Source organism: Prevotella sp. AGR2160 (genome assembly GCF_000424185.1).
In the GTDB taxonomy this organism is placed as follows: Bacteria; Bacteroidota; Bacteroidia; order Bacteroidales; family Bacteroidaceae; genus Prevotella.
In genome coordinates this window covers 1-23582 of the sequence record NZ_AUJK01000002.1, presented here as the reverse complement: position 1 = coordinate 23582, position 23582 = coordinate 1, and the positions used below count along the sequence as shown (strand labels likewise).

Sequence of the window (23582 nt, the reverse complement as noted above, 5' to 3'; positions counted from 1 at the left end):
GTCATTAATATTTAATATTTTCTGTACCTACATTTTTCCTTGCGTGGCCGCAACAGGACGGCCACCTACATAACGGAACCAGTCCTTGGCTGAAGAAAAGCCATAGTTTTCTTTCTTACTCGTATATAATATATAATAGGTGAGATGACTCTTTCCTGCACCATCTTGTTGGGGCCGCACCACCATCGTATAGTCGTCTTGGGTGGCCGGCATCTCCTTGACGAAATATTCCTGAGGGATCTGAATGGCGAGTCCCACCGTCTCCAACTGGTGTTTGCCGTCATCCTTTCCCGTCGGCCAGTCGGTGCCCCAGCAGGCCCGCAGGCCCTTATGGTCACTATACTCCTCCGATCCTTTCACGTTGACCAATCCTGTAGCGAATAAAGTCTGCGACGTGTCGCCGTCGAAGAAGGCATCCACGCGGATATCGCGGTGACCGGCATAGAGAGTATAGCGCATGGTCGCGTTGATGGCTGGAGCCCCCGGTGCCGGTGTCCAGTGGACATCACGCATCTCAACGACCGTCCGGACAGGTCCGTAAGCGAGGATACGCTGTTCACGGCTCCTCACGTCACTGAGCAACAATGACCGGGAACCATCCCAGCCCCGCAGGGCCCCGAGACCGTAGGTGTTGCCGACCCAGAGCACGTCATCACCATAACCTTTTTGTAACTGTTCCGCAGAAGGATAGAACTGCGTGGCCTGCAACTCCAAGCCCTGATGTCGCTTGCCGTAGAGATCAACCGTCTGCCGGTGGTCGAAATAGACACGGAGGGCCAGAAGCTCATTCTCAAACATCATCCCATGTCCGTGAACGGCATGATAGGGATCTTTCGTACGGTTGCTGAAAGCGATGCGGTCCACAAAGACATCCTGCGCGTTCTTCGCCAGATTCTTGTTCTTGCTCGGCAGTACGATCTGCGCAAAGGTACGGTCGGCAAAGACGGCCGGATGTCCTCCTTGGTACGTCCGCACGGTGAACGACAGGGACTTTCGGGAAGGGATATCGGTCAGAAAACAGAGTTCGTCGTATCTCCCGTCACCGTTCAGGTCATCGAGTTGACAGGGGATCACCTCCCCTTTCTCATTCGTCACTGACGCAGAGTCGACATCCTGCCGGTCAAGGGTGCAGATGACAGGCTCGTTTTTCTTCTCCTGATGCGTGTGGTTGCTGACGACGACGGTCTTGACGCCCGTCTCCTGAGCATGCTGCGCTGCCAGACCATTCATAGGAAGTGAGGCCAGCGCGATCAATAAGGTTTGTTTTAGTATAGTCTTCATTGTTGTTGTTTATTATTTATTTTCTATTTTCTATTCTCTATTCTCCGTTCTCCATTCTCCATTTTCCATTTCTATCATTCCCTGTACCACCATCTGAAGAAACCGTTGATCCAAGGGATATTGAAGCGGAACCAGCGATAGCGGGCCACGGGCTTGCCACCGAAACCGAGGATGAACTCACGGAAAGGATTGCGGCGCCACGGGAGTCCGACATCGAGGAAACGGATATGACGACACCCCTGTTGCCATGCGTTGACAATGGCCTGCCATACCGTCATCGAGTCAGCATGAAGCATGACATAACGTTTCTTCACCCTCGCCAGATACCAGAGGAAGGCATCGCCATCAGAATAGACACTCACACAGCCACCGATGATCCGGCCTTTGAAACGGGTCACGAGGACATGAGCACTGCCCAGGGCCTGTAACTGCAGGATCTGTTGCAGCGGCGGCAGCACCCGTCGCAGTCGCAGCCGGTAGAATCCCGAGAGGAGCTTGTAGAACCGTCGGATATCTTCCGGATCCGTCGTCTCCGTGGTCTCCACCCCTATCTCCCGGCTTTTGCGGATATGCTGTTCCGTCTTCTCCGTCAGCCGTTCTTCCGGTCCCAGACTGTGCAGGGAGTTGTATACTTCCTGCCATTTCAGGGCGAAATAGCCACAGCGTCGGAACATACGATAGCCAAACATCTTCGGACAGATATCCGACACCTCGATCAGCACGCAGAAGCGCCGCTTCAACGCCCTCGTCATGGCATGGAGCATCAGTCCGAAGACATATTCCTCGTCGACACCGTCGGCATAGACTCCCTTGCCGTAGATACGGGCCTGACGGAAGAGAAACGGCGGCAGCCAGGTATGACGGATACGGATCACCGCCAGCAGATGGCCTACGATATGCCCCTCCTCATCCTCGGCGACGGCCATGAGGGGCGTCGTCAGGGGACTCTCCGCGGCGACCTTGAAATACGTCTTGCTGTGGAAGAACACCGTATCTCTCAGTGGCGGGAGATCGTTCAACTTGTCTATGATCCGTATCGTGATATCCATGACTATTTCAGTAAACCCAATTGATGATCGAGACTCTGCAGGCCTTTCTCCGTACAGAGTCCGCGAAGGAAGACGAAGATGAAACTGCGGAAGATATCCTCTGTCTTATAGCATTTGATCTTCTTGGAATCATGGAAGTTGTCAAAGGCCGACTGGGCAACCTGCAAGGCCATCCGATAGTCTATCTCCTGACGGAAATAGCCCTCCTTGACGCCTTTCTCAAAGAATGCCGTGCCGTCGTCGACTCGCCTTACCTTCAGATTCTGGATAAAATCCGTCACCTTTTTATATTTGATGACATCCTCGTAAAACTGCGGTACCACATGGCGGTTGAAGTCCAACTGCCGGTGATAGAAAAACATGATACTGTCGATGGGGTTATGCTCCGGCACTTCTGCGTAGGCATCCATCTCTCGGTCCATCTTATCATTAAAATACTTCACGCCACAGAGCACGAGACTCTCCTTGTCGGTGAAGATCTCATAGACCGTCCGCTTCGATATGGAGAGGGATGCGGCAATGTCATCCATCTTCACCGCACGGATACCTTTCCGACAGAAAAGTTTAAAAGCGGCCTCAAGAATTTTCTGTTTTAGATTGATCTTATATGCTGTTGTCGTATTCATAGTTGTTAACCATGTAATCGATTTCGTGACAAAGTTACAAAAAAAGTTCGGAAAACTGATTGTTTTTACATCGTTTTTTATTAACTTTGCACGAAGAAAACCAATAACATGATTATATTATGGTAAAAATCACGAAAGAGGCTGCCCTAGCCTATCATTCTAATGGAAGACCCGGTAAGATCGAAGTAAAACCGACCAAGCCGTACCGCACACAGACAGACCTGAGTCTGGCTTATTCGCCCGGTGTCGCCTATCCCTGTCTTGAGATTCAGAAAAATCCTGATGACGTATATAAATATACAGACAAAGGTAACCTCGTTGCCGTTATCTCCAACGGCACGGCGGTCCTCGGCCTCGGTGATATCGGCGCCATGAGCGGCAAACCGGTCATGGAGGGTAAGGGCCTGCTCTTTAAGATCTACGGTGGCATCGATGTCTTCGATATTGAGGTCAACGAGAAAGACCCTGAGAAGTTCTGCGAGGCCGTAGAGAAGATCGCTCCCTCTTTCGGTGGCATCAACCTCGAGGATATCAAAGCCCCGGAGTGCTTCTATATCGAGAACCGTCTGAAGAAGACTCTTGACATCCCCGTGATGCATGACGACCAGCATGGCACGGCCATCATCTCCTCTGCCGGACTGCTCAACGCCCTGGAGGTGGCCGGCAAGAAGATTGAGGATGTGAAGATCGTCGTCAGCGGTGCCGGCGCTGCCGCCATCAGCTGTACGAAACTCTATGTCGCCCTCGGTGCCCGGAAGGAGAATATCGTCATGCTCGACTCCCACGGCGTCATTACCGATGACCGTCCGAACCTGACGGAGCAGAAGAAACTCTTCGCCACCAGCCGCCGCGATGTCCACACGCTCGCCGAGGCGATGGTCGGCGCCGATGTCTTCCTCGGTCTCTCCAAGGGACACATCGTCAGTCAGGACATGGTCCGCTCCATGGCCAAGAACCCGATCGTCTTCGCCCTCGCTAACCCTGTACCGGAGATCACCTACGAGGAGGCGATGGAGAGCCGCCCCGACGTGCTGATGTCCACGGGCCGCAGCGACTATCCTAACCAGATCAATAATGTCATCGGCTTCCCTTATATCTTCCGTGGCGCCCTCGACGTCCACGCCAAGGCCATCAACGAGGAGATGAAGCTCGCTGCCGTGAAGGCTATCGCACAGCTCGCTAAGGAGCCCGTGCCCGATGTCGTCAATGATGTCTACCATGTCAACGACCTCACCTTCGGTCCGAAATACTTCATCCCGAAGCCCGTCGATCCCCGTCTGATCACGGAGGTCAGTGCCGCCGTCGCCAAGGCCGCCATCGAGAGTGGCGTCGCCCGCCGCACCATCACCGACTGGGATGCCTATAAGAAGAACCTGCGCCAGCTCCTCGGTCAGGAGACGAAGTTGACGCGTAAGCTCCACGATACTGCCCGTCTGCATCCGCAGCGTGTCGTTTTCGCCGAGGGTGGTCACCCGACCATGATGAAGGCTGCCGTCCAGGCCAAGACAGAGGGTATTTGTCAGCCGATCCTCCTCGGTAACCCCGACCGGCTGAAACGTATCGCCAATCGTCTGAAACTCGACCTCTCAGGCATCGAGATCGTCGATATGCGTGCTGACCAGGAGCAGGGCCGCCGCGCCACCTTCGCCAAGCACCTCGCCGAGAAGCGTGCCCGTGAAGGCTACACCTTCGAGGAGGCTTATGATAAGATGTATGAGCGTAACTACTTCGGCATGTCCATGGTGGAGCAAGGCGACGCTGACGCCTTCATCACCGGTCTGTATACGAAGTACAGCAATACCATCAAGGTGGCCAAGGAGGTCGTCGGCATCCAGCCGGGCTTCAACCACTTCGCCACGATGCATATCCTCAACACGAAGAAGGGCACCTATTATATTGCCGACACACTCATCAACCGCCATCCCGACGAGAGCGTGCTCTATGATGTCGCCAAACTGAGTGCCAACACCGTGAAGTTCTTCAACGAGGACCCCGTCATCGCCATGATCAGCTATTCCAACTTCGGTACCGACGCCATCGGTGGGCCGCTGAAAGTCCATAATGCTGTCGCCATGATGCAGAAAGACTTCCCCGACCTCCCCATCGACGGTGAGATGCAGATCAACTTCGCCCTTAACAAGGACCTGCGGGATGACAAGTATCCCTTCACCCGCCTGAAGGGAAAGGATGTCAACACCCTCGTCTTCCCGAACCTCAGCTCCGCCAACGGCAGCTACAAGCTCCTGCAGAGCCTCGATCCAGACTGTGAGATCATCGGCCCGATCCAGATGGGTCTGAACAAGCCGATCCACTTCACTGACTTCGAGAGCTCCGTCAGCGATGTCGTCAACATCACCGCCGTCGCCGTCATCGACGCCTACGTGGAGAAGATCAAGAACGGTAAAGAATAGAAAAGGTGACCGCCACCCTCCCTGCAAAGGGAGGGAACCTATTTTTCCGGCCCCTCCCGCAAGGGAGGGGCCTTTTTATGCCCTCCCTCACCCCTTCGGCGCACGCAGTGCCGCCGCGTTCACGCAGTGCCGCCGCGTTTCATGGCCTGCCGTCAAGTGCTTGCGCTTTGCAAGCGCAAGGAGGCGCAGATAGCTCCCACTACCCCTCCCCCAAAGAAAAAATGAAAAAAATCCCCGAAAAATTTGCACGGCTGAAAAACTTTTACTACCTTTGCACTCGCAATTCAAAACCATGGTGCGTTGTCCGAACGGTTAGGTACCGGTCTGCAAAACCGCTTAAGGCAGTTCGACTCTGCCACGCACCTCCATCATAGAATTTGTAACTTTGTACATCTGGGAGTTTCGCTGAGAAGTGAGACTCCCTTTTTCAATTCTAACCACAACGATATATTGTTTATGGCACAATCCTCCATACAGAAACCACTCACCGTCTTCCGCGCCAGCGCCGGCTCAGGAAAGACCTTCACGTTGGCCACGCAGTTCATATCCCTGCTCATCAACGACCCCTCCGGATATGGTAACATCCTCGCCGTCACCTTCACCAACAAGGCCACGGGAGAGATGAAACTCCGTATCCTCTCCCAACTCTATGGCATCGCCCGACAGCTCCCCGGCAGCCGCGACTACCTCGAGGTCGTCAAGGCCAACACCCGACTCCCCGAAGAGGAGATCGCACGCCGCGCCGCCATCGTCCTGACCAGTCTCCTCCATCACTATAACTATTTCCGCGTGGAGACCATCGATGCCTTCTTCCAGACCGTCCTCCGAAACCTCGCCCGTGAGCTCGACCTCACGGCCAACCTCAGTGTCAGTCTCAACGACAACGAGGTCCTCGACGAGGCCGTCGACGAACTCATCGAGAGCCTCGATGCCACCGATCCCGTCCTCTTCTGGATCATGGACTATATCCACGACAAGATGAGTGACGACAAGGGCTGGAATGTCATCGGACAGATCAAGTCCTTCGGTAAGCAGATCTTCGAGGATGACTATAAGACGCACCAGCAGGCCTTGGAGGAACTCTTCGACAGTTCCCGGGGCACTCAGGCCTCCTCTTTCTTCGACGATCTGAAGCGCACCCTCTCCACGACCTGTAAGAAGATTGAGGACCAGGTGCAGCAATATGCCGCCACCTTCTTCGACGAGCTCGAGGCCAACGGCTTCACCTATCTGGACCTGAAAGGTAAGGACAGAGGCATCGGCAGCTATTTCAACAAGCTCCGGAACAACAACTTCACCGATACGGAACATCTCCTCAACACCACCACGCAGAAATGCCTCGACGATCCCGCCAACTGGGTCAACAAGAAGGATGCCGTCGACGGTAATCCCCTCTTCGATCTCGTCAGGGGCGAGCTCCATCCGCTGCTCGTGAAATGCGAGGAACAGCGTGCCACTTGGGTGAAAGACTATCTCTCCGCCAAGCTGACGCTGAACCACCTCAGTCAGCTCCGCCTCCTCGGCAGTATCGGCCGCCGCGTCAGGGAGAACAACGAGGCCGCCAACCGCTTCCTCCTCTCCGACACGCAGACGCTCCTCAAAGGACTCATCAAAGACGACGACTCTCCCTTCATCTTCGAGAAGATCGGCAGTATGCTCAACCATATCATGATCGATGAGTTCCAGGACACGAGTAATATCCAGTGGGACAACTTCAAGAAACTCCTCCTGGAGACCATGAGCCATAGTGATCCCAACAGTGGCGCCGTCAACAACCTCCTCGTCGGTGATGTCAAACAGAGCATCTACCGCTGGCGTAACGGCGACTGGCGACTGCTGAACCATATCAACCAACAGTTCCCCGCAGAGAGTCTCGATCTCAGAAGTTTGCAGACCAACTGGCGCTCCCTGCCGAATATCATCACCTTCAATAACGCCTTCTTCCGCCGTGCCGCCTTCCTGACGGGCCTGGAGGTCGGCGAGACGAGCAAGAGCCGTCACGCGGAACTGCTGCAGGCCTATGCCGATGTAGACCAGGACATCCCCGCGAAAAAAAAGGAGAAAGGCGGCGGATATGTCGAGGTCGACTTCCTGGCCAACGCCAAGGACTCCTATGAGCCGGAGACCCTGCAGAAGACGGCTGACATCGTCCGGCAGCTCCTCGATGGTGGCGTGAAGGCGAAAGATATTGCCATCCTCGTTCGTAGCAATGCCACGATCCAACAGATCGGTGACTATTTCATGAACAGTGAACCTGATATCCCGCTCGTCAGCGACGAGGCCTTCCGCCTCGATGCCTCCTCTGCCGTGAATATCATCATCGCTGCCCTACAGACCCTGCTCACCCCCGATAACCTCCTCTGCCGGGCCACCCTCGTCAAACTCTATCAGACCCAGGTGCTGCAGTCGGAGGCCCCGGAGACGGCTATCCTGCAACCGATGCTGTTCAAGAGCAAGGATACGGACGGGGAGATGATCGCGGCCTTAAACACCCTCCTGCCCGACGCCTTCACGGCCCATTTCCCCGAACTGCTGAAGATGCCGCTCGTAGAACTCGTCGAGCGACTCTACCAGCTCTTCGACCTCGAGAAGCTCGACGGACAGAACGCCTATGTCTGTGCCTTCTTCGACCAGCTGAACCGTTTCGCCCAGGACCAGGTGCCCGACCTCGCCGCCTTCCTCAACGCCTGGGCCGACACGCTCTGCAAGAAGACGATCCAGAGCGATGAGGTCAACGGTATCCGACTGCTCACGATCCATAAGAGTAAGGGCCTCGAGTTCGACCATGTGATCATGCCCTTCTGCGACTGGCAGCTGGAGAAATCCCATACCCTCTGGTGCTCCACCGACAAGGCACCCTATAACGCCCTGCCCGTCATCCCGATCGACTTCAGTAAGAAACAGATGGTGGGGTCCGTCTACGAGGAGGACTATCAGGAGGAACATTTCCAGGATATCATCGATAACCTCAACCTCCTCTATGTCGCCTTCACGCGTGCCGGAAAGAGTCTCTATATCCTCACGAAACATGGCGACAATGTCTCACGCCGCAGCATCCTCATCGAACAGGTGATCTCCTCGCTGCAGGAGGATGCCCGGCAGCCGCAGCTCCCCGCCAATGCCGACACCACGGAGGATAAGCTCATCGATGCCTTCGATCCCAACAGCGTCTATACAGCCGCCATCGCCGACGAGGCGACCTTCGATGCCCTCGACGCCCCCAAGACGTCCCCCGCCGTCTTCTCCTTCGGTCAGCCCGCCGCCCCGTCGCAGCAGCCTGCTCCGTCGCAGCAGCCTGCTCCGTCGCAGCAGTCCGCCCCGTCGCAGCAGTCCGCCGCCGTTCAGGGCCTGCCGTCGGGTGCTTGCGCTTTGCAAGCGCAAGGCAGCGCTTCGTCTTCGGCGCCGCAGGCCGCCGCAGGGTCCGCCTCTGAATCCGCTCCCGAGCCGAACGTCTTCCTCCGCCCCGTGGCGCCTTTGCGCGTGGACATCCGCAACTACGACGCCCCCCTCGTCTTCAAGCAGAGCAACCGCTCCGAGGAGTTCGTCAGCGGCCGGGAGGATGAGGACGCGCCGACCTCCTTCATCCAGACGGGTGACCTCATGCACCGCATCTTCAGCTCCATCAATACCGCCGATGATGTCGACCGTGTGCTGCAGGAGCTCGAGCTCGAGGGCGTCATCTACGACACCGCCCTGAAGGCCGACGTGCTGAAGGACATGATCCGCAAGCGTGTCGAGTCACCGAAGATCCGTGACTGGTTCTCCCCGAGGTGGCAGCTCTTCACCGAGTGTTCCATCCTCCGAATGAACCCCGATACCCACCAGCCCGAGGAGCGCCGCCCCGACCGTGTGATGACCGACGGCAACGAGACCATCGTCGTCGATTTCAAGCTCGCCAAGCACCATGACGAGTACCACGACCAAGTCAAGGAATATATGGACTTGCTCCGGGCCATGGGCCATCAAAATATCACCGGATATATCTGGTATGTTCTCCCTAACCGTATAGAAGAAGTAAAATGAAACGATTCCTATATTATGTCGCCCGCGATATCCTGAAGAAATATGGCGACAACCTCAGTCATATCGCCGTTGTCTTCCCCAACAAGCGCGCCTCTCTCTTCCTCAATGAGGAACTGGCCACCCAGGCCGGACACCCGATCTGGAGCCCGGCCTACATCACCATCTCCGACCTCTTCCGCCGGCACTCCACGCTGGCCGTCGGCGACCCCATCAAGCTCGTCTGTGACCTCCACAAATCCTATAATGAGGTCACCGGACTCAATGAGGATCTTGATAAGTTCTATGGCTGGGGACAACTCCTCATCAGCGACTTCGACGACATCGACAAGAATATGGCCGATGCCACGAAGATCTTCTCGAACCTGAAGGATATCCATGAGTATGACGATGTCAACTATCTCTCTGAGGAACAGAAAGATATCCTCCGGCGGTTCTTCAAGAACTTCAACATCGACAAGGAGAGTGAACTGAAGCAGCGGTTCTTCCGGCTGTGGAGTCATTTCCTCGATATCTACAACGATTTCAACGCCCGCCTCGAGCGTCAGGGCCTGGCCTACGAGGGTGCCCTCTACCGCCGTGTCGTCAACGACCAGTCCGTCACGTTCAAGTATGACACCTATCTCTTCGTCGGCTTCAACATGATGCAACAGGTGGAACTGCGCCTCTGCGACCGGCTGCAGAAAGCGGGTAAGGCAAAGTTCTACTGGGATTTCGACGACTACTACATGCACGGTCAGGAGGCCGGACACTATATCGCTCAGTATCTGAAAGCCTATCCCAATGAACTCGATACCACGGACGCGGAGATCTACCGCAACTTCTCCCGTCCTAAAGACATCCGTTTCATTGAGGCCTCCACGGAGAATATCCAGGCCCGCTATGTCGCCGATTGGCTCCTCGACAACCAGGGTGAGCGTATCAACGCCGGCAGCCGTACCGCCGTCGTCCTCTGCGATGAGAACCTGTTGCCGACGGTCATCCACTCCCTCCCCGACGAGGTCGAGAAGCTCAATGTCACCACGGGCTTCCCGTTGGCACAGACTCCTGTGGCTACCCTCGTCAATATCCTCGTGGAACTGCAGACGAAAGGTTACAGTCCCTCTGCCGACAAATACCGCCTCCACTGGATCCGCATGATCCTCCGCCATCCCTATGCTCGCTATATCGCCGACACCGACCGCGATCCCCTGAACGAGGTCGGCAAACGTTTCTATTTCTCCGGCGATGAGCTCGCCGGTGATGACGAAGGACTGCGACTGCTCTTCCACTACCCCGCCAACGGTCTCTCCCACTGGCTCCTCGACATCCTGCGACGTATCGGCGCCCACTACCATCAGGCCGTGGCCGACGATCAGGCACCCTCGGTGAAGGATCCCTTCTTCCAGGAAGCCCTCTTCCGTATGTACACCCTCATCAACCGTCTCTGCGCCCTCATCGACGCCGGCGATCTCACGGAGGACCTGAACATCTGGCAGCGCCTCCTCGGACAGCTCATCAAGACCACCTCCATCCCCTTCCACGGCGAGCCCGTCGTCGGCACACAGGTCATGGGTGTCCTCGAGACCCGTAACCTCGACTTCGACCATGTCCTCCTCCTCTCCACGAATGAGGGTAACATGCCGAAGAGTGTCAACGACTCCTCTTTCATCCCCTATGCCATCCGCAAGGCCTTCGGACTGACGACGATCGATAATAAGGTGGCCATCTACGCTTATTATTTCCACCGGCTGCTGCAGCGGGCCTCCGACGTGACCCTCTGTTTCAACCATGCCACTACCGACAACCGCAACGGGGAGATGTCGCGGTTCATGCTCCAGCTCCTCGTCGAGAGCCGTCAGCCGATCCTCCGGGAGAGCCTCGCCGTGGGACAGATCCCCGTGAAGACCGTCATCATGCCCATCGAGAAGGACGAGGCCGTCATGCGGGTCCTCAACGGGACGCGCAGCCTCTCCCCAACGGCCCTGAACAACTTCATCTACTGTCAGCTGAAGTTCTACTACCGTTTCGTGGCGAAGATCACGGAGCCCGACGATACCGATGAGGATGAGGTCGACAACCGTATCTTCGGAAATATCTTCCATAAGGCCGCCGAACTCCTCTACCGGGGTCTCATGGATCGCAACGGTCTGGTGACGAAGGAGAAGCTCGAGGAGACCCTCAAGCATCCCGAACAGTTCGATATCCTCGTGGACCGTGCCTTCAACGAGGAGCTCTTCCATTTCGATGAGCATCAGAAGGCAGAGTATAATGGTCTGCAGTATATCAACCGGCAGGTCATCATCGACTATCTCCGGCAGCTCGCCCGGATCGACAAGGACCAGGCGCCGTTCACCATCCTCGGACTGGAGAAGAATGTCAGTCACGAGTTCAACGTCGAGATGGCTGACGGACAGTCGAGGAACGTCGCCATCTACGGTTTCATCGACCGCCTCGACAAGGTCAGGAGGAAGGATCAGAACGGGATGCTGAAGGAGTATATCCGCGTCGTCGACTATAAGACGGGGGCCAACAACAAGCTTGCCGTTAAGACAGTCGATGAGATCTTCACGGGCGATAATCTGCAGAACCATACCGATTATTTTCTCCAGACCATGCTCTATGCCCTCATCGTCGAGATGCTGAAGAAGGGACGGGACGGTGCCGCGGGACTGCCGGAGCGCCTCGCCCATGAGGCGCCCACGCCCGTCATCCCTGCCCTCCTCTATATCCAGCATGCCGGCGGTGCCGACTACGACCCCGTGCTGGCCATCGGAAAAGAGAAGATCGACGATATCCGGGCCTATGCCCCGGATTTCGAGGCCGGACTGAAGAGGCTCCTCGCCGATATCTACAACCCCGATGAGCCCTTCAAGCCTACCTCCGACAAGGACCGCTGCACCCGCTGCCCCTATCGGGCCCTCTGCGGACGACCCGAATAAGCGGAAAAAAATACGCGAAAATATTTGGGATCTTCAAAACTATACTGTAATTTTGCGTAGAATTTTTGATCGTATAAAATGAACAAGGATACTTTCAAGCAAGAGATCGCCGAGTTCAAGCAACAAGGCGGTGACTTTAGTTTCGTCTTCGGAGACGTTCGTTTACCGGTATACTATCGGGAGATGTTAGGCGTCATCGGCGTGCGCATGCCCGCCCATGAGGTCTTCCTCCCCGTAGACTACCGCCTGAGCATGCTCGACAACCTCGCCATGCTCCAGGATAAACTGTTGGAGAAATATCCCGAACTCGTGCAGTAAAGGATGTGACTGGGTGAAATCCTCTTGTAGGTGGCCGCCATGTTGCGGCCACGCAAGGAAAATATTCGGTATATTATTGGGTCAATGTGGGTGCGTGGCCACAACATGGTGACCACCTTCAAAGGGATCGTCTTCCGGGGCTGTTTTGTTTTTCAGTTGGCCTTTCCTCATTTTTTTTGCAAAGAAATTATGAGAAATATTCGTATCGTTCCGAGAAATACTGTACCTTTGTATGGTAAAAAACAAAAAGATAATGAGAAAGTCCTTACTTCTTTTCCTAGCATTGGGCATCTGTACCACAGGTCATGCCCAGGTGAAACACGTAGAGCATAACTTCTATTTAGGTTTGGGAGGTGTGACCTCCACGCCTTACAAGGATGACTCCTTTGCCTTCCGTGTGGGTTACGGTCTCAACTGTTATTTCTCCGACCACTGGTCTTTCATGCCCGGTGTAGCCATGCGGGCGAGAGTAGAGCCCGGGGATGCTGATTACAATGTGGGCGCATATGACTGCACCTATATCGATATTCCCCTGCTCGCGCAGTACCATCTGCGTGCACCGAAGGAGAGCGGCCTCGTGGTGGAGTGTGGTCCGGTCCTCTCTTTCGTCACCTCGAATAACACCTATTACGTTGACGCTGATCCATCCAACGAGATAACAACAAAGCGATCTATAAGACCTTTGATGTCGGTATTCAGCCCGGCATATACTATCAACTAGGGAAGTATTGGCGTTTCGGCGTACAGGGATATATTGGTCTGACCAATACGCTAAAGCGATATCCTGCCGTAAAGGATAGTTATCATTGGCTGGATGGTACCGCAACGATCAATTTCCACTTCTAGAGAAGCTGCATCTTCCGCTTTTCAGATGAGGTAAATCCGGGGATATACAGTTATGTCTCCAATAAAGACACACAACTATGAGAAAGAAAATATTGGGATATCTGTCCCTCCCGGGCACTCTCTGGCTGTGCTTGCTACTGACCAGTCTGCTAGCCGGATGCTCAAAGGTCAAGGAACAATCAGACCTTGGCGAGATAGAGATGTATTTCGACGAACAACTGTCGTCGCTTTCCACGGAGGGTGGCAGCATCCACTGGGTGGGCAGTGAATATGGTAATGTATGGCGCATCACGGCCCATCAACAAACGAAATACAAGTTGGCCTCCGACCGTATCTATTTCGTCAAGCCCTACCACAATGGCTATTGGGTGAGCGTCCGCAATGGCGGTCTGCGCTTTTACACCCTTCATTCCGGGAAGATGGTCCTTCGTACAACCATCATGATGCCGGAAAAGGGAAAGCTCTATTCTACCTATGATGTTCTCCCTACCCCCGAGGGCCTGCTGATGGGTACCAGTCAGGGACTCTTCCTCTACCAGGAGAAAGAGAACCTGCTTACCAAACTATATCCTTCCCGACTGTCTAACCGTAACACCTTCCAGGTAAACCGGCTGATCGAACTACCCCATCATCAGGGTATCGTCGCCGCCACGGAGAACGGACTGGTCTGCCGGCACCCGCACAGCGGAACGCTGACGACGACCCATGAGGGAGAGAAGATCGGGGATATCACCCTTTACCGGGGGCGCTTGCTCATCGTGGCAGAGAAACAATGCTTTCTCATTGACTCCCGTGGCCGGGAAGAGCGTTATGAGCTCCCCGAAGCCATGCATTATGTCTTTCCGTCAGGGAATACGATGGCCTTCTTCGGCATCAACCAAGCCTATCTCACGGATGATCTCCGCCATTTCACCCATGTCACCCTGCGCCGATCCATCCCGCAGAAATCTTCCCATATCCTCACGTATACCCCCGGTGACGACTATGTCTGGATGGTTACCGACCATGCGGTCTGGAAAATACCATCGCATCTGTCCGTGAATGGTGCCGACCATCCGATGATGACTTCTTGTCAGGACCAAGGAACGCTCTATTTCGTTGATACGAGGAATAACATCTATCATGTTGACAAGAGCGGGACGTATGCCGACAAGATCTTCGACTTTATCAAGAGCAACTCCATCGTCAGTTGCGCTTGTCACCAGGGGAGATTCTTCTATTTGGACAACCAGCGGCGGATCTATAGCATCACCCTCGGCCGACAGCTTTGGGGCAACTACCTCACGGCGTTTCAGAAAGAACTGTTCTCCTCGAAATCCAAGGTGACGGCACTGCATATCGATTCGGACAATGGTCCGCAGCAACTCATGATCGGCCTGCAGGACGGGTTGGTGATGATAGATGGCAACGGCAGGACCGACACGCTCCCGTCGCTCAGAAATCAGTATGTTACGTCCATCTTTCAAAGAGACGGAGATCCCCATGTCTATCTCCCTACGTTGAATGACGGACTGTATGTGCTGCAGAACGACCGGACGACAAAGGTGATGAACGATTCCACGCTCTCCCCCCAGCATGTCGTCGTCACCTCCGCCTTCCCTTCCGACATGCTCATCGCCACCAACGACCGCGTGTTTCTCCAAGGGAGCCGGGACACGCTGATGCTTGCCGGTATCGGTAAACTCCTCATGGCCAACGATACGACTGTCTATGCCGTACTCGACAACGGCATAGAGAGACTCAGCATCCGCAATCATCATCTGTATGACGGCGGACATCTCTTCTCAGACATTCATTTCAACCCACAGGCTTGTCAGACGCTGAACGGGAGACTCTTTCTGGGTTGTAATCTGGGTATCCTGACCTTCATGACCGGCCACGAGCTCCAGAGCTCCTGGCTGCCGATAACGGAGAGCAAGGTCTCCAGACGCGGACTGCTGATGTCCATCCTGCTCCTCTTGTTCATCGTCACTACCCTACTGGCCGTGCGGCATTTCGTCTATCGGTGGTCACGGGGAGAGCTGAGGACCCGAAAGGCAGAACTCACCCACCGCCTTCATGACATCTGGCCCTATAGGGAGATCATCGACGTCAAACAGCGGGAAAAGTTGGAGCAGTTGCGGGAACAGGTCTATCAGATCCATTACAGAGGTGTCGGTTCCTGGAAACAGGTAGACAAGAGAATTTCCACCTGTTCTGACGCGATCATGCGCCTGAACCGTGATGTCGTCCTTTCTCTGCTCCGACTCCTGGAAGGACAGATCAAGGAGATCACCGCCACGGAGCTCTTCGACGCCACGGCCCTTGTCATTGCCTCAGAGAAGGCCATCAACGACGGACATCCCGATCAGATGGGACGGCAGGCATTGGCAAACCGGCAATGGCTGCAGAATGTCGCCGACTCCAGAGCGCAGCTTCAGACTATAGAGGAAAATATCCGTGGCACGCTCCCTCTGAAAGGCATTACGGATACTTTATCCGAAAAGATTGAGCAATTCTACAAAGATCTGGCGATCAAGCCACTGGATGACCTCAAGCCCTTGTTTGAAGATATCACCGGCCGTTACGACACCCTGACCTCTCCTGCCGTGGTGGTCCGCCTGCAACAGTTCTGTCAGCGTCAGGTCAAACGGCTCCGGGCCCTGAATCCGCAGGACAAGGTGATGAGCACCCTCTGCAGTCAATATGAGGAAGCCAGCCGCCGTATTCCGGAGGACCCTGCTGCCGGTATGCCACTTCCCTTCTGTCTGGAGCTCCTTCGCCGTCTGCAGCACCTCTATGACCGCTCAGCTCAGCTCATCCTGTTGCAACAGATCCGAGAGAAGATCTACGAGTATGTCCGTGAGGCAGACGACCAGGCGGATCCCCGCGCCACGGTCCAGTCCATCCACCTGTTGAACGAAAGATTCTATGACCACTTCAAGAAGACCGACCCGCGGCTGCTCCGTGACATCCTGCAATTGACGAACAGTGACAGTCAGCCCTCCCGTGTCCTTCTTCTTCTCATGGCCTGTCCGAAAGTCAAGCGGCTGCTCATCCCCGGCATGCTTGACCTTGCCGGCAACCTCAATCCGGTCATCAGCCGTCTGGTCCGGGGCCGTCTGAAGCCACAGGAAGAGGCGCTGAGAGCCTATGCCGAGCGCCATCCGTCGAGTGTGGCCGAATTTATTTTGGTTCTGACACAAAAGTCATAAGTTATTAAATACCAATACTTTGTAAAAAGTTGCATTTGAGTTGTTTCCACAAAACATCAAATGCAACTTTTTTTGTTGGAGATTACAACATAACTTTGCAGCAAGAAATCTGAAATCGAATTAATAACTTAAACTCAATTCAAAATGATGAACGTCAAAAACATTTTTGTCAGTGTCGCACTGTCATTCGTAGCGATCTCTTCCTTCGGTCAGACCAAGATCAAGGACGTACGTACTAATCCCGACCTCTACTTCCTCCGTGCCGACGAGGTGGCCAACTCCCTGAAGCTCCTCCCCGCTCCTCCCCAGCAGGGCTCTATCCTCTGGCTCAATGACGAGGCCCAGTATCAGTGGGGCAAACTGCAGCGTGACACGCCGCGCGGCGATCAGGCCGCTGCCGACGCCCGTGTCGGTGGTGACGGTGTTCCCAATGCCTTCTCAGAGGCCTTCGGCGTGAAAATCAGTAAGGAGACGACGCCGGAGATCTATAAGCTTGTTATCAACATGCGTGAGGATGCCGGAGACCTGGCTACCCGTGCCGCTAAGAATTACTATATGCGCAAGCGTCCCTTCGCCTACTATAATGAGATGACCTGTAACCCCGAGCAGCAGAAAGAGCTGTCGACCAACGGCTCCTACCCCTCCGGCCATACCTCTATCGGCTGGGCCACGGCGCTGGTGCTGGCTGAGATCAACACGTCCCGTCAGGATGATATCCTCAAGCGTGGCTATGAGATGGGACAGAGCCGCGTGATCTGTGGTTATCATTTCCAGAGTGATGTCGATGCCGCCCGCCTCGTCGCTGCCGCTGTCGTTGCCCGTCTGCATGCCAATGCCAACTTCATGAAACAACTGGAGAAGGCCAAGAAAGAGTTTGCCAAACTCGTGAAGGACGGTAAGGTCAACCTCCAGGAAGAGACTAAGTAATCGTTGAACCTTAAAATACAAACGTGATCATGAATAAGTCTATGCTACTTTTGGGATCTGCCCTTCTGCTGGCAGCTCCTCTTTTTGCCCAGGAGAACAGTGAGAGTAAACTCGTGGTGAAGCCCTCCGGCCGTATCCTCCTCGATGCCGGTCTCTTCGATGCCAACAAGGAGATCAACGACAAGCTCAATGACGGTATGGCCGTCCCCGATGCCCGTGTTGGTTTCAAGGCTACCTATGAGGACTGGACGGCAAAGGTCGACATCGGCTATGCCTATGGTAAGGTAGGACTGAAAGATATCTTCATCGAGCACTCGCTGGGTAAGCAAAACCTCATCCGTGCCGGTTATTTCGTCCATCAGTATGGTCTGCAGAGTGCCACGAGCTCCTCTTTCAAAATCTCCATGGAAGAGCCGCGCAGCAACCAGGCTCTGAACAACTCCCGTCTCCTCGGTCTGATGTTTGAGCATGCTGACGACAAGTTTCTGGGAACGTTCAGCTTCTTCTCTGAGACCGACGCCATGAAGATGACGAGCGACAAGACCGGTAATCAAGGTATCGGTGTGATGACGCGTCTCGTCTATCATCCCTTTACGGCTCCCGGCCGTATCTTCCATGTCGGCCTCTCCGGCGCTTATGAGAGTCCCCGCTACAACAGCAATTCTGACTTGAACCATAAGTCGTTCGTCCTTTCCACCACATGGCCCACCCGTATCGCCCAGGTCACCTCGATGTCGGCAACGGTGGACAATGCGAAGGCGATGTACAAGTTCACGCCGGAGGTGACGGCAGCCTATGACCGTATTGGTTTTGAAGGTCAGTATTTCTACAATGCCATCACGCGTGAAGAGGGCAATCACAGTTTTCACAGTAACGGCGCCTATGCTACGGTCCGTGGTCTGCTCCTCGGCAAACAGTATAAATACAACTACTGGGACGGCGGCATTGACACGCCGGCACGAGGCAGTCTCGAGCTCGTCCTGTCCTACGACTATCTCGACCTCTCCGATTCCAAGGCACAGGTATGGGGCGGACGCAGCAATGACTGGTCAGCAACCATCAACTACTATATCAACAAGTATATGATTTGGCGTATCCGTGGCTCTTACACGAAGGTTACTGACCGTGCGGGATATGACGACAATCATTTCTCCGCTCTTGAGACCCGTCTCCAAATCAAATTCTAAACGAAAAGCATATGAACAGAAAATTCTTTTCTGTCCTGATCCTCCTCCTCTCCCTTTGCCCGTCGGTCCTGATGGCGCAATTGGAGCGGAGCAAGGAGTTCAAGGATAAATATCAGTTGAAGGAAGTCGTTATCCTCAGTCGACATAATATCCGTTCCCCTTTGTCTACCAATGGCAGTGAACTGAGTAAACTCACGCCGCACCAGTGGACACAATGGTCCTCGGCACCGAGTGAGCTGACCTCCCGGGGAGGTGTACTGGAAACCATCATGGGACAGTTCTTCCGCAAATGGGTGGTCGACGAAGGCCTCTTCAAGGAGAACGCCACACCCTCTGTCGACGATGTCAACTTCTACGCCAACAGCATGCAGCGGACCATCGCCACGGCACAATATTTCTCCTCCGGTTTCATGCCCCTTGCCAATATCCGGGTCGCTCATCGCTACAATGCCAGTACGATGGACCCCGTGTTCTGTCCCCGTCTGACCAAAGTCAGTGAGGCCTTCCGGAAAGAAGCCCTCAAGGAGATTGCCGCCATGGGTGGAAAGAAAGGGATCGTCGGCATCAACGAGGGACTGAAGGACAGCTATGAGACGACAGCCCGGGTGTTGGATCTCAAGGACTCTCCGGCCTGTAAGAACGGTACGACCTGTGCCTTCGACGACTACAACACCCAGTTTATCTTCAAGCTCAATGACGAGCCGAAGATGAAGGGCTCCCTCAAGCAGGCCAACTCCGCCTCTGATGCCTTCATCCTCCAGTATTATGAGGAGCCGGATGCCCAGAAGGCCGCTTTCGGCCATGATATCACCCTTCAGGACTGGGAGAAGATTGCCCGCATCAAGGATGTCTACGGCGATGTGCTCTTCACGGCTCCCATCGTTGCCGTCAATGTGGCGCATCCGTTGCTGATGTACATGAGTGATGAGCTGAACGCCAAGAACAGGAAGTTTACTTTCCTCTGCGGACACGACAGCAATATCGCCAGTGTCGACGCGGCATTGGGTGTCGAGGACTACAGTCTGCCCCACTCCATCGAGAAGAAGACACCTATCGGCTCAAAGGTCGTTTTCGAGAAATGGGCGGATAAGGATGGCAAGGAATACATCGCCATCAATCTGGTCTATCAGTCCACCGACCAGTTGCGCCATCTCGCCCTCCTCGACCTCCAGAACCCGCCGATGATCTATCCGCTGAAGCTGAAGGGCCTGACGGCCAACGCTGATGGCCTCTATTCCTTCGAGGATGTCAACGGCCGCTTCACGGAGGCTATCCGTGCTTACGATAAGATTCAATAAATATAAAAACCAAGAAGCGTCATGATGGTCCATCCGTCATGACGCTTGCTTATTTTTATTGAACCGTCGAAAGATTACAGGCTGCTCAATGGTCCGAAATCCAGTCGGACCTCATCAACCTTTCCATTCTTATAGATGCCGAAGGAGAAGGCTGAACGGCTGTCATTCCGGGGATCCGTACCGCCCTGATAGCACATCCAACCATCCGTATCCGTATTCTCCTCCAGCACGCCATACGTTTTCTGAAGACCATAACGGAGGGCGGCGATGGTATTGAAGGCGTCATGCGTGCTCTTACACTGCTTGACGAGCCGACAGCTCTTTACCTCTCTCTGCTGGCCGTTGACGCTATAGGTCACGACCATCGTGTCCCATTGCTGACCTTGATAATTGACATTCCGGAATGTCTGCTGACATTCTTTCGTTCCAAACACAAGATTGTGAATCTCGCTCTGTGCCTGTGTCGTCATTCCGGCGAGGACAAGCATCACTGTTAACAACATTTTTTTCATCATTCCTATTCTTTTAAATTCCCGCTACAAAGTTATGAAATTCCTTTCGTACCAACAATAGGGCAACTCTATCGTCATAGTTTCTTCATCGATTTGAAACATAAAGGTCCTCGTTACCCCCCTCGTTAAAAATCAAACAAAATTAAGAAAAAACTAAAAATGTTTTCCAAATAGGGCTATCATAAAGAAATTATTTCTATCTTTGCAACGTCTTTTTGTCAGATGTTCTGCCCTCAAGACAGCACAGAGTGGGAAGTTTGATAGAAAGATATGGAAAGAAGTTCGTGAGAGCCCTTTTCCATGCGATCTTTACTATTACAAATCGTGCTGCCACAATTTATTCAATCTACTTAAACAAAATGAAAGTAAAATTGAAATGGGGCATGGCCTTCTGCCTTGTCTTGCTGTGCTCCCTGGTGTCCCCGTCCAAGGTGTCGGCCGGTACCATTACTGCCCTTTGGGATTTCAAGAATGTCAACCCGTCTTCCCTGAAAGGTCTGACGCTGGAGGGCAAGCAAGGACGTATCCCTTCCACGGTGAGCAATGTCACCATCTATTGCATTGCCAAGTATGGTAAGTTCGCCCAGCGTACTGCTGATGCCCAGCTGAACGCCAAGACCACGCTGCGTGTTCCGGTCAGCGCCACAGGAGATGTGGTGACGGTGACGAGTGTCAAAGGCTATCACAACTATCAGGTGGCCGGCGTTAACGCTTCGGCGGATGTTACGACGCACAAGGCTACCTCGAGTGAAGCCAAGGCCGGATATGTCGTGGTCTATGCCAAGGCGACCTCCTATCTGCAGAATATCAAGGTTGTACTCAATCAATACAAATCTTCGGGTTCTTCCTCCAGCTCCACTTCTTCCAGCTCTTCTTCTTCCAGCAGCTCTTCCTCGAATTCTTCCTCCAGTTCGACGACGACCTCCGGTCTGAGCCAGTATGATGCCAATGCGCCCGTTGGATGGGGTACGGTAGGCGGAACCATTACGGGTTCATCCAACAAGAATGCCGTCATCGTCACCACGGCTGCCGATCTGATCAAACAGATGTCGGGCACAGATGCCAAGACGATCTATGTCAAGGGAACACTGACCTTCACGGGTCAGTTGGCCGTCCAGGACGCGCAGAACAAGACCGTCTATGGCTTGCCGGGATCGGCGCTTGTCAATCTGACGCATACGGCAGACGTGAACAAGACGGGAATTCTGATGATCAAGCGATGCAAGAACATCATCCTTCGCAACCTCACCTTCAAGGGTGCCGGAGCCTATGACATTGACGGAAAGGACAACCTGACCCTGCAGAGTTCAGAATATATCTGGGTCGACCACTGCGATTTCCAGGATGGCGTGGATGGAAACTTCGACTGTAACAATGGTGCCGACCATATCAGTGTCACCTGGTGCCGTTTCCGTTACTTCATCAAGCCGTGGGCCGGTGGTTCCGGTGGCAGTAATGATCACCGCTTCTCTGATCTCTGGGGTGGCAGCGACAAGAACACGAAGGATCTGGGAAAGCTCCGCACGACATTCGCCAACTGTTGGTGGGATGAGGGCTGTAAGGAGCGTCAGCCGCGCGTACGCTTCGGTCAGGTACATATCGTCAACTGTCTTTATTCCTCTTCGGTCTCCAACTACTGTATCGGTGCCGCCTACCGCAGCAACCTGTATGTGGAGAATACCGCTTTCACCAGTTCCGCAGCTCAGAAGACACCTTGGAAAGTATATGCCACGGCCAAGGGATATACCGACTATAACATCACGGTCAAGGGTTGTTACGGAGCCGGTGATGTCCAGTCCCGTTCAGGCAACATCTCCTATTTCATCCCTTCAGCCTACTATAAGCTGACTGCCTACGACGCCGGTAAGGTAAAATCGGAAGTATCCGCTCATGCCGGTGCCACCCTTAAGATCACGGCCCCGTCATCCGCTGCCAAGAGCGCATCTATGGACGCTTCCGATGGGACAACGGGCATCGAAGCGCAGGCTGCTGACGTAAAAGTGGTTGCTACCCGTTATTATTCGTTGAGTGGTATGCAACAGCAGGGTCTTCAAAAAGGAATGAATATCGTCAAGACCATTCTCTCTGATGGCACTGTCACCACCAAGAAGGTCCTCGTGAAATAACCCCTTGTTAAGGAATTCTCCGGCAGGACGGTCGATGGGCCGTCCTGCAACGAACCATAAAAAAACGGTCAAGAGCACGCTGCTCCTGACCGTTTTTTAGGTTTGTGCCTCACGGCGCAAAACTAATGTTGTGTGTTATCCAAATGATGAAACAATCTTTACCTATAACTAAAAACCTAAATCTAATACTACTAACCTAAACAATCTATTAACCTTTTGACACTGCAAAGTTACGCATTGTGTTCGAACACGCTAAATCTTTTCCCAGGAAAATGCAAAAAATATGCGATTACTTGATTTGTATCAATTAATCCATTTGTAGGTGGTATTCAACGGATTCTGTATGGAAATTTATGATTATGTTTGCAGACTTCGCAAAATTATGCTATCTTTGCGGTAAATAAAAAAGATAAGCAAATGAAACATGTACTTTTTATGCTGGCGATAGTTTTGCTGTCAGCAATACCCCTTCGTTCTTCGGCTCAGTTCGGCCCGGTACACGACATCGATACGCAATATGCTACCGACTTGCCCAAGGTAGGAACCAAAGCTCCGGACTTTAAGATGAAGACCATAGACGGCAAAAACTTTAAGTTGTCGTCGTTGAAAGGAAAGGTCGTCGTCCTCGACTTCTGGGCTTCCTGGTGCCCCGATTGTCGTCGTGACATGCCGGAGATGATGCGTATCTATGACCGCTTCAAGGACAAGGCCACTTTTGTAGGCGTGAGTTTTGATACAGACATCAACTCCTGGCGGAAAGCTGTAGACAAATAGGCCCAAGGGGGATTGTCCGTGGCGGGCGGATGCCGCTGCCTAACCAAAGACGGTAATACATCTATAGAAAAAGAAGGGTATATCCCTTATTC

Annotated in this window: 15 protein-coding genes and 1 tRNA gene; 12 read left to right on the top strand and 4 right to left on the bottom strand. The window is 53.8% G+C overall.

Annotated elements, in window-relative coordinates:
* Positions 1-27: 27 nt before the first annotated feature.
* The 3 genes from G604_RS13245 to G604_RS0101500 all read right to left on the bottom strand — a co-directional run bounded on the left by G604_RS13245 (position 28) and on the right by G604_RS0101500 (position 2956).
* Positions 28-1281, bottom strand: a complete 1254-nt coding sequence (locus G604_RS13245; protein ID WP_081657607.1) for a DUF4861 domain-containing protein — start codon at positions 1279-1281, stop codon at positions 28-30.
* A gap of 74 nt (positions 1282-1355) precedes the next feature.
* Positions 1356-2330, bottom strand: a complete 975-nt coding sequence (locus G604_RS0101505) for a GNAT family N-acetyltransferase (protein WP_051220158.1) — start codon at positions 2328-2330, stop codon at positions 1356-1358.
* Positions 2331-2332: 2 nt separating this feature from the next.
* The gene (locus G604_RS0101500; RefSeq protein WP_028908995.1) at positions 2333-2956 is read right to left on the bottom strand and encodes a TetR/AcrR family transcriptional regulator; all 624 of its coding nucleotides are present in this window, start codon (positions 2954-2956) and stop codon (positions 2333-2335) included.
* Between the two features lie 119 nt (positions 2957-3075).
* Between G604_RS0101500 and G604_RS0101495 the strand changes: the two genes are divergently transcribed.
* The 10 genes from G604_RS0101495 (at position 3076) to G604_RS0101450 (ending at position 20078) form a co-directional block, all read left to right on the top strand.
* Positions 3076-5367 (top strand): NADP-dependent malic enzyme, encoded by a 2292-nt coding sequence (locus tag G604_RS0101495; RefSeq protein WP_028908994.1) that lies wholly within the window; start codon positions 3076-3078, stop codon positions 5365-5367.
* A gap of 294 nt (positions 5368-5661) precedes the next feature.
* Positions 5662-5735, top strand: a tRNA-Cys gene (locus G604_RS0101490).
* Positions 5736-5823: 88 nt separating this feature from the next.
* Positions 5824-9390: a UvrD-helicase domain-containing protein gene (locus tag G604_RS0101485; protein ID WP_028908993.1), complete on the top strand. Its 3567-nt coding sequence runs from the start codon at positions 5824-5826 to the stop codon at positions 9388-9390.
* Complete coding sequence (locus G604_RS0101480) at positions 9387-12308, top strand: PD-(D/E)XK nuclease family protein (protein WP_028908992.1); 2922 nt, start codon at positions 9387-9389, stop codon at positions 12306-12308. Before G604_RS0101485 ends, G604_RS0101480 begins: the two co-directional genes overlap by 4 nt.
* 78 nt (positions 12309-12386) lie before the next feature.
* Positions 12387-12626 carry a hypothetical protein gene (locus G604_RS0101475; protein WP_028908991.1) on the top strand — a complete coding sequence of 80 codons (240 nt, stop codon included), beginning with the start codon at positions 12387-12389 and terminating at the stop codon, positions 12624-12626.
* Between the two features lie 253 nt (positions 12627-12879).
* Positions 12880-13347, top strand: coding sequence for an outer membrane beta-barrel protein (locus G604_RS13240; RefSeq protein WP_231376012.1), 468 nt, complete (start codon positions 12880-12882; stop codon positions 13345-13347).
* A 202-nt stretch (positions 13348-13549) separates the two neighbouring features.
* On the top strand, positions 13550-16666 hold the full coding sequence (locus G604_RS0101465) for a hypothetical protein (RefSeq protein ID WP_155941827.1): 3117 nt from the start codon (positions 13550-13552) through the stop codon (positions 16664-16666).
* A gap of 147 nt (positions 16667-16813) precedes the next feature.
* The gene (locus G604_RS0101460) at positions 16814-17593 is read left to right on the top strand and encodes an acid phosphatase (RefSeq protein ID WP_028908989.1); all 780 of its coding nucleotides are present in this window, start codon (positions 16814-16816) and stop codon (positions 17591-17593) included.
* 29 nt (positions 17594-17622) lie between these two features.
* Positions 17623-18780 carry an OprO/OprP family phosphate-selective porin gene (locus G604_RS0101455; protein ID WP_028908988.1) on the top strand — a complete coding sequence of 386 codons (1158 nt, stop codon included), beginning with the start codon at positions 17623-17625 and terminating at the stop codon, positions 18778-18780.
* A gap of 11 nt (positions 18781-18791) precedes the next feature.
* The gene (locus tag G604_RS0101450) at positions 18792-20078 is read left to right on the top strand and encodes a histidine-type phosphatase (RefSeq protein ID WP_028908987.1); all 1287 of its coding nucleotides are present in this window, start codon (positions 18792-18794) and stop codon (positions 20076-20078) included.
* Positions 20079-20152: 74 nt separating this feature from the next.
* Here G604_RS0101450 and G604_RS0101445 read toward each other — a convergent pair whose 3' ends face one another.
* Entirely contained in the window at positions 20153-20581 is a 429-nt protein-coding gene (locus tag G604_RS0101445; protein WP_196801076.1) for a hypothetical protein, read from the bottom strand.
* A 368-nt stretch (positions 20582-20949) separates the two neighbouring features.
* Between G604_RS0101445 and G604_RS13235 the strand changes: the two genes are divergently transcribed.
* Positions 20950-22716 (top strand): polysaccharide lyase family 1 protein, encoded by a 1767-nt coding sequence (locus G604_RS13235; RefSeq protein WP_231376011.1) that lies wholly within the window; start codon positions 20950-20952, stop codon positions 22714-22716.
* A 435-nt stretch (positions 22717-23151) separates the two neighbouring features.
* Positions 23152-23490 carry a peroxiredoxin family protein gene (locus G604_RS14935; RefSeq protein ID WP_231376010.1) on the top strand — a complete coding sequence of 113 codons (339 nt, stop codon included), beginning with the start codon at positions 23152-23154 and terminating at the stop codon, positions 23488-23490.
* Positions 23491-23582 lie beyond the last annotated feature (92 nt).